The organism is Geobacillus proteiniphilus (genome assembly GCF_001908025.1).
In the GTDB taxonomy this organism is placed as follows: Bacteria; Bacillota; Bacilli; order Bacillales; family Anoxybacillaceae; genus Geobacillus; species Geobacillus proteiniphilus.
Window position 1 is genome coordinate 1 of the sequence record NZ_MQMG01000091.1, and the last position, 6,252, is coordinate 6,252.

Below are 6,252 nucleotides of genomic sequence, written 5' to 3' on the forward strand. Positions count from 1 at the left end.
ATTAAATATTAATCTAACTCGGAGATTTTTAAGTTAGACATATTCTTAAAATAAATTCCTATAATTTCAAGTTTTTCGTTTAGCGAATAAGCCTGAAAAATAAGCTTATTATTTACATACTTTACAATCAGAAAAACAGGTGGATATACATTTACTAGATTTTTTCCGATATTTTTCATAGTAGTTAAATCCATCAAAGAAGGTTGAAGAGAAGCATTAGGTGGATGCGAATGCCATGTACCAACAAAATATCGTGCATTTCCTGTTAGTTCTAGTGCTTGTGTTAGAAGTTCCTCTTTATTAAGAATTATTTCATACTTATTTCTTTTACTCAAAGGTCCTGCATTGATAACATCAGTGACAATTAACTTTTTAGGCTTAAACTTAGCAAAAAGCAGTCCTCCATTTTCTATCGTAGGATTATCTTTTGTTGCTGAACAGAGCTTGCTAAAAACATCCATCTCCAAGTAAAAGCTATACATTAATTTTCTCTCCCTTTACCTTCACATCCACACTCATCTTGAACATTTAACAATCCAGTAAAAATCTTAGGAATAGATGTATTGACATCCCAGTACTCAACCAAATAGTCAAATTCAAATCTTTTAGTTTTTGCATAAAGGCTAATAGTAGCGACAATCTTAGCTGCAAAATCTGCCATGCGCTCAGGGAATGATACAGTATGTGGGTTACCGCATAAATCAATATAGGATATATCCAATTTAGAAAGTTCTTCATTTACTTTTTCGTTAATTTGCCTTAGTGTTTCATTTTTCTTTTCAAGTAAAAAGAAGCAGTTGAGACAACCTGTTTTTTGGGATGTTATTACCATTTTGTGAATAATGTTATGAGGCGAAACCCAAGCCCAAATAATCGGCTTTTTATAATTTTGTAGTTTATTAAAAGCTAGTTTATTAAAAGCTTCATTATCTCCTACGGTTACAACAAGGAGATCTGCTTTTTCAAAAACTTCCTCATCATTATTACCAGAGTATATCTCTGTTTCTTTAACTAAGTGGTGCATTAAATAATTAGCAACAGCGTCAGCCTTGTTTGCATATAAAAACATTGAGGGTAAGATATGTCCACCTAAGTTTTCTGGCTTTAACATATCATGATCAGACATGTATAAAGTTTTTACTCCTTTATTAACCAAGAGCCTTGCAACGTTACTGCCAAGTGAGCCTACTCCTATCAGTCCTACATTTAACCCTATCTCTGGTTGTCTTTTAGGTATCGTATCTATGCTAATCATTTGAACCTTCATACTTCCATTCTGATTCAATATTTCTTTATCGCAAAGAAACGATACGACTTCTGTACGTCCTTTATCTCCTCTAAAGATAACTACTATAGGTAAATTGTTATATTTTCTAACTAGCTTCGAAGTAATATATTCATTCACCCTTAGATATTCCAACAATTGATATAGAGTTTTAAATCGAGCCCACGAAGGAAGGCGAATTACAAGACAATCAGCATGATTGAATCCGCCGTCTGATTTAATATTAATAAGATAATCTAGACATGTACTTTTGGTTTCCCTATCGTCTGAGAAAAAATAAATGTAAGGATTGTTGAAATCAATATCATCTAAAGCATACTTATTGGAAATCACGCCATTTCTCGAAGTTGCCCCTGTACCCTTAAATTTATATTTAGAATGGATTAATTTATAAAGTTTTTTTTCTTTTGGTTTTAACTCTTTCATACAAGATTCTATAAATTCATTACTTAGAATTAATCTTGCAACCGTCGCTTGCTTTGGTATAATCTTTGAAGTTGGTAAATCTTCTTCTGGATCCCAAGTTTCTGTTATATTTGATTTCAGCCAACTATAAATTCGATCACAAATAAATCTGGCATTATTCTTTCCTTGAGGAACCCAATTATGTAAGCAGCATATTGTAAACTTTGAATCCCTTGGATTTTGGCTCAATACCCATTCATCTAAGTGTCTCCATTTATAAGGTATATTTTTATATAACTCTTTTTTTCCAGAAATAGTTTCTAAAAAAATAATTGGAGCTTTAAAAGGAAAATCTTGATCAATACAAATTGTAACTTCAATGGATATTTCACCAAAAGTAATGGATCCAAAAACTTTGTTCTCGTCAATAAGAGAAAAGCCGAGTCGTTTAAACTCAGCTAAAATTTCTTTTTTAGTTTCCATGTTTTATTTCACCGCTATCTTGTAAAGCTATGACGGATGCCCTTGCAAAATCTTCATTCTGTTCTTCTACATCACATATATCAGCAACATCTTCAATAGTAAATATATTTCTTTTAATAGGTTTTGTATCAAGCGAGTATATATCTCTAGTTTCAGTTACATCATACATTGTTCTCTTATAAGAATCGACTTTTTTCACTTCAATTTCACTATCCAAAAACTGCATCAATTCTTTATACTGATTACCAAACAGGATTAATCGATTATTTTTAGCATCATTATCATTTAAACCATTTAAAGCTTCCTTATATTTACTTAGCACTTTGGCAGAAAAGTCAATTTCGAATGAAGTTGCCTTTACCTCTCCTACAGCTTTATTTTCCCCTTTATCATTAACAATAACCCCTTGTGGATTCATCAAAGTCTTAGGTGAGTATTCAATACCAATTTTGATATTAATTAGATTGTCAGGATTATTAGCATACTGCTCTTTTCCTTTTTCTTTTAAAAACTCTTTTAAGTAATCATTTAAAATATCTGCACTCTCCAATACTCTTAAACTAAATAATAAACTCCTTGCCCCAATTGTCCACTCCTCGTCTTCTTCATCTAACTTATCCATCAGTACCATCAGACCATCGCCTGTGATTGAATGGATATGGCCATCATAATATCGGGCTAATTTAATCCAAGTGGATATTGCTTTTTGCTTTAAATTTGCAATGTCATCTATTGTTTCGACATTTGCTGAATCAATAAACAAAGCTCGCTTTGTAAAATTTCTTAAATCTACGAAAATCGAACATAACTTAACATCACTAACTCTGTGAACACTAAAATCTTCATATGACTTAACCTTACTTAATAATTCATCATATTTCGGGTGACCTCCAATTGTAAAATCTTCATTCAATTCCTGTTCTATAATATCCTCTACTTGATTAATTTCTCTCTGTTGAGTTTCGTTAAAAAAGCTTTTTGTTATTCTTCCAAAGATTACGTCAACCGGGTTAGTTTTTATGTCATATTTCCTGTTATTACGAATAAATTTTGACAAGTTCACTTTCTTAGCCAAGGTAAACACCTCCACTAAGTATTTATTTAACAAGTTTATCCTAATATTGAAATAATACCGATTACAATATAGTGAAAAGTCTGATCAATTTCTAACTTAACCATAGTTACTTCCTCAGTGTCAGGATCTTTAATTCCTTTTATGTACTTCATCCAAAAACGAAGCAATGCTCCTTGGTCTATTACCACATGTGTTATAAATACAAAAAATAAAGCAGCCAAATTAAAATAACCCATAAAAATAAAAGGAATTGCAATAACTGATAAAGAATAGATAGCGCAATGTACTAGTAAATAATACCAAGAATTTTGTTTTGATTTAGCTTGTTTATCGGATTGTAAAAGATAATCACCTATCTTATGGCCTAAATAAAGGTAAATAAACAATTCAACATTGACTGAAATACCGAAAAATCTAAAGTTTGTAACTTGAATAAAATTCGATATCAGTGAATAAACAATTAAAGTAGTAAGGAGTGCAATAAAGATTAAAAAGAAGAAAATTCCCTTATTTACCCTTTGTAACTTTATTAACCGTATAGCAGAAACTTTTTGTAATTCAATTGCCATCTCTTCAATGATCTGTTCATCTGTTAGCTGTTTAATATCCAAAATAAATTCTTTTGTTGGCTTACGAAGTTTTATTTTGGGATTTCGTCTAAAGAGGTCAAAAAAACTCATTTTATTATCTGTTGAAGATATAAAATAGTTTTCTTTTAGGTTAACTTCATTGAGTTTTAGATGTTCTACAGGAGAATTATTTGGTAAAAGTGTACGATAAACTAGTAAAAGGCTTAAAATAAAACAAATTGCCATTCCTAAGAGTATTAAAGTAATAAATAATATCTCCAAATGCCCCTCGTTCTTATAGAACTGACGAAGCCACTCTATCCATTTACTATAAGTACTAACTAACGCTGTGATAACTATAGACCACAATACGATTACAGCACTTGCTTTAGAATCAATAAATCGGATTGTATTTTGCGTATCATTAATCGCCTCTTTTAAAAATTCAAACTGTTTTTCTCTTTTAATACTATTTTCTAAGTTTTGATTACTACTCATATGTAGATCCCCTATTCAGCTATTGTTAAACAGACTAAAACTAGGACGAACCTAACATAGATTTTATCATAAAAGATAACATTTTTATCAATATTTCCTATTACTATTTTATCAATTGAATATTCTCTTACAATTCCTTTTTCACTTTTATAGACGATATACAGTTATGAATTTTGGCATTGATCTTTGCCCGTGCGTCTGTCTGATTTATTTTTGCAATTCTTCCCGACTCAAGTTAAGCGTAATTTCCTCTATTTCCATTTTTTATATTTATTCTTTAGCTAGGTATATAAATAGCATCACATTAAACATCGAGACAGATAAATGATTCACCAAAAAACAGCTATTGTACTCTTTTCGTTTATAATCAAAATAATTAGTTAAGAGCCTATGTAATAAAAAACGATCCCTACGTTATCTTGCAGAAAATATAAGGTCGTTTAGAATTGGGAAAGAAAACTAGACATTAAGTTAATCTAAAATGTTATATGCCCATTTCTTGATTATTAACCCTATATCACCAAGATTACGTAAGAACCATTTTTATTTAGCAATTGTAACTTTCTATTAATTTATCAATTTTAGACATAGTTTCGATTGATGCTTTGTGCAGATTAGCCATTTCCATAACCTTGCTCTTAGAAACATGCATTCCTTGTTTTTTTATCATTTCAATTGCCCATTTTGCCCTTCTTAACTGAAATTGCTCGACACTTTCAAGTTTTGACAGAATATACTGTTTAGTCTCCGGCATTTTTTCCAACTTTGATTTTAATCCTGAAATACCTGCTTCTTGCGCAATTCGATAGAGTGTTACTCGGATAGGCTTTTCTTCATTTAGAATTTTCTCTATAGCTTTCTTAATTAGTGGTAATACCTGTTTATCTCTTTCCTCCCAATTAAATCTTTTATTTCCGTTATGATATGTTTTTCCCTTCGGAGAATTTTGTTGTAACCATTCTTTAGCGTAATAATATAATAATGTATACAACCCCTTATCTAACTCTCTAAGTTGATTTTGAGAATAGTTCGGATATTGCTCAACAAGATTTAACCATCGCTTTTTTAGTTCATCTAATTTTTTTATTGTAGGCGCTTCCTTTTTGGGTTGTTTTTCAAAACCATTCAAATATCTCCTTACTGTCTCAATACTGACATTTAACCTTCTTGCTGTCTCTTTTTTACTAAGGTTTTCGTTATTAATGAAATAGTTTAACTTCTCTTTCCATACCGGTCCATACTCTATTACTTTATTATAACGAAATTGATCGTTAATATCCTTGTCTGGACCAATTCTCGAATATGAAAAGCCGCATTTTTCGCATACAAATAGGCCGCGCGGATTTCCTGTATTTTCATCTCTTTTTATTTGAACATCCTCAATTAATCGTTGACCATAATGTTCTGCAACAGGATTTAGACAAGGATAAGGTCCCTCTCCAAATGCAAAAAAAGATTTATTTTCATTCTCTTTTATGCTATCTACAGACTCTTGAAGAAATACTAACAACAAGATATGTTTCAATGGATGGAAAATAGCGCGATGTTTACTTGTTAATAATCTCAGCCAACAGTTGGCGTCTCCCGGTTTAACTTCGCAATTTAAATATTTTAAAAGCTCATCTCCATAATACCTAATTAAATTCCTGCCTAATTTGGTTTGGTTTACAAATCCCTGTGCTGTTAAATAACCTCTTTTACTCAACATGAAGCGATAAGTTTTATGGAGATTCGCGATGTCCCAGCTATATTGTCTCTTTGCTAACTTCACCCCCTCTTCCGTAATAAGAGTAAGGATTTCTTTATTCGAGTAAATAATATCGTAGCATTTATCTTGCAAAAAATAACAATTCTCTTCTGATGCAGCTACATATTTAGTCCTACTCCCTTTTCTATAGGGAACTCGGCTAAACAGCAATACCTGATGTTTATGTTTT

General features: G+C 31.2%; 5 protein-coding genes. All 5 read right to left on the minus strand.

Annotated features, from left to right (window positions below; translation table 11 throughout):
• Positions 1–8 precede the first annotated feature (8 nt).
• On the minus strand, positions 9–482 hold the full coding sequence (locus BRO54_RS18360; protein ID WP_074044816.1) for a Mov34/MPN/PAD-1 family protein: 474 nt from the start codon (positions 480–482) through the stop codon (positions 9–11).
• The gene (locus BRO54_RS18365) at positions 482–2,173 is read right to left on the minus strand and encodes a ThiF family adenylyltransferase (protein ID WP_074044817.1); all 1,692 of its coding nucleotides are present in this window, start codon (positions 2,171–2,173) and stop codon (positions 482–484) included. Before BRO54_RS18365 ends, BRO54_RS18360 begins: the two co-directional genes overlap by 1 nt.
• Positions 2,163–3,248 carry a hypothetical protein gene (locus BRO54_RS18370; RefSeq protein ID WP_074044818.1) on the minus strand — a complete coding sequence of 362 codons (1,086 nt, stop codon included), beginning with the start codon at positions 3,246–3,248 and terminating at the stop codon, positions 2,163–2,165. The genes BRO54_RS18365 and BRO54_RS18370 overlap by 11 nt, the downstream gene beginning before the upstream one ends.
• Positions 3,249–3,283: 35 nt before the next feature.
• The gene (locus BRO54_RS18375; protein ID WP_074044819.1) at positions 3,284–4,315 is read right to left on the minus strand and encodes a DUF3307 domain-containing protein; all 1,032 of its coding nucleotides are present in this window, start codon (positions 4,313–4,315) and stop codon (positions 3,284–3,286) included.
• Between the two features lie 547 nt (positions 4,316–4,862).
• Positions 4,863–6,252, minus strand: a 1,390-nt coding sequence (locus tag BRO54_RS18380; RefSeq protein WP_139268090.1) for a TnsD family Tn7-like transposition protein, incomplete at its 5' end; no start/stop codon positions are given.